2 protein-coding genes and 1 pseudogene are annotated in these 2,050 nt (G+C 70.1%); all 3 read left to right on the forward strand.

Annotated features, from left to right (window positions below; genetic code table 11):
* A partial coding sequence (locus tag WBQ44_RS22175) for a TadA family conjugal transfer-associated ATPase (protein WP_495568816.1) occupies positions 1-1,026 on the forward strand: 1,026 nt, incomplete at its 5' end.
* A complete protein-coding gene (locus WBQ44_RS22180; protein WP_495568817.1) occupies positions 1,023-1,817 on the forward strand; it encodes a type II secretion system F family protein in 795 nt (264 codons plus the stop codon). The genes WBQ44_RS22175 and WBQ44_RS22180, both read left to right, overlap by 4 nt.
* Positions 1,817-2,050, forward strand: a pseudogene (locus tag WBQ44_RS22185) (type II secretion system F family protein); the annotation flags it as partial. The gene WBQ44_RS22180 and the pseudogene WBQ44_RS22185, both read left to right, overlap by 1 nt.

Consider the following 2,050-nt stretch of genomic DNA (forward strand, 5'->3'; position numbering starts at 1 on the left):
CTGCAGACGGAGCTCACCGGGGCGGGACCGCTCGAACCGCTGCTCGGAGACCCGTCGGTAGCCGACGTCCTCGTCACCGCCCCCGACGAGGTGTGGGTGGACCGAGGGGCGGGCCTCGAGCGCACCACGATCCGTTTCTCCGACGAAGCCGCGGTGCGACGGCTGTGCCAACGCCTTGCGCTCTCCGCCGGACGACGCCTCGACGACGCGCAACCCTGGGTCGACGGGCAGCTGCCCGGCGTCGGCGACGGCACCTTCGGAGTGCGCCTGCACGCTGTCCTGGCTCCCGTGGCCCGCGGTGGCAGTTGCCTGTCGTTGCGCATCCTTCGGCCGACCACGCAGGGGTTGACGGCTCTGGCCGGCCGCGGCGCGATCGAACCCGAAGCATTGACACTGCTGCGCCGAATCGTCGACGCCCGCCTGGCGTTCCTCGTCGTCGGTGGTACCGGCGCAGGCAAAACCACCCTTCTGGCTGCACTGCTGGGGGAGGTGCGATCGACCGAGCGGATCGTCTGCGTCGAGGATGCCGCCGAGCTGGCACCGTCGCACCCGCACGTTGTCCGGATGGTCGCCCGGGCGCCCAACATCGAGGGCGTCGGCGAAGTGACGGTGCGGCAGTTGGTCCGCCAGGCTCTCCGGATGCGGCCCGACCGCTTGGTTGTTGGGGAGGTGCGGGGTGCGGAAGTGGTCGACTTGCTCACCGCGCTCAACACCGGTCACGACGGTGGGGCGGGGACCATCCATGCCAACTCGCCCGCCGAAGTGCCTGCCCGACTCGAGGCGTTGGCTGCGCTCGGCGGGATGGATCGCGCTGCACTGCACAGTCAGGTGGGCGCAGCCCTGCAGGTGGTGCTGCACGTGCATCGCGGCGCCGACGGTCGTCGACGGCTGCGCGAGATAGCGGTGGTGGACACGGACGAGTCGGGTCGGGTGCGCATCGTGCCGGCCTGGACTGTATCCGGCGAAAGGGCTCCGGGTCGAGAGGCTCTCGATACCCTACTCCGTCGCCGTGCGGAGGGGCTGTGACCGCACTCTCGATACTGCTATGTGCTGCAGCGCTTTTCGTCCTTCCTGCACGCCACGCTCGGATTCGGGTCTTGCGCACGAAAAGCGGGCGCACTGTCGACCAGCGTTCGAAGACGTTGCTGCGGTTCGCTGTCGGTGCCGCTGGGGCTGGAGCCGTCGCCTCCCTCGGTGGCGCGCACCTGCTGTGCGCATCGGGCATCGTCGCCGCGACACTGTGGGCTCGCCTGCGAACCGCCGGCATCCGACGCACTCACCGTGCCGAGCTGGAGTCGCTCACCGCCGGTCTCGAGACAGTCGTCGGTGAGCTACGCGTCGGCGCCCACCCGGCGGCTGCGTCGGCTGCTGCAGCCTCGGAATGTACGGGAACCGTGGCCGACGCATTTGCCCGCGCATCGGGACGCGCACGCCTCGGCGGTACCGCCCACGACGGTTTGCGTAACGCCGACTCCCCGGTGGCTACCGAGTTGGCGATCGTCGCGGCAGCGTGGTGCGTCGCCGACGAACGCGGTCTCGCGCTGGTGGGGTTGCTGTCTGCAGCCCGCGGAGACATGATTGCGCGCAACCGATTCCGCGACCGCACCCAGGCTGCGTTGGCAGGGGCGCGAGCGACTGGAACCGTGCTGGCATGCCTGCCGGTCCTGGGTGTCGGTCTGGGCCAGGCGATGGGAGCGGCGCCGCTTTCGGTACTCCTCGGTGGTGGCCTCGGGGGCATCCTGCTCGTCATCGGCTGCGCCTTCGTGTGCGCGGGGTTGTTGTGGACCGACGCCATCACCGCGAAGGTGTGTCGCTGATGTCGAACGCATTGTTGTGCTTGGCGATTGCACTCGTCGTCGCACCTGTCGGGTCGGGTCGGTTGCACAGGCTCCGCGCTGCCGGACGCGGCGATGCCGACGCTGCGGCCGGAGTGCTACCGATCGATCCGCACGCTGTCGCAACGACTTTCGACATGCTGGCCGCTTGCCTGCGCGGCGGACTGCCGACGGGCACGGCGGCCGCTGCCGTCGCGGCGACGGCACCACCCGTC

The organism is Rhodococcus sp. (in: high G+C Gram-positive bacteria), from assembly GCF_049591685.1.
Classification (GTDB): Bacteria; Actinomycetota; Actinomycetes; order Mycobacteriales; family Mycobacteriaceae; genus Rhodococcoides.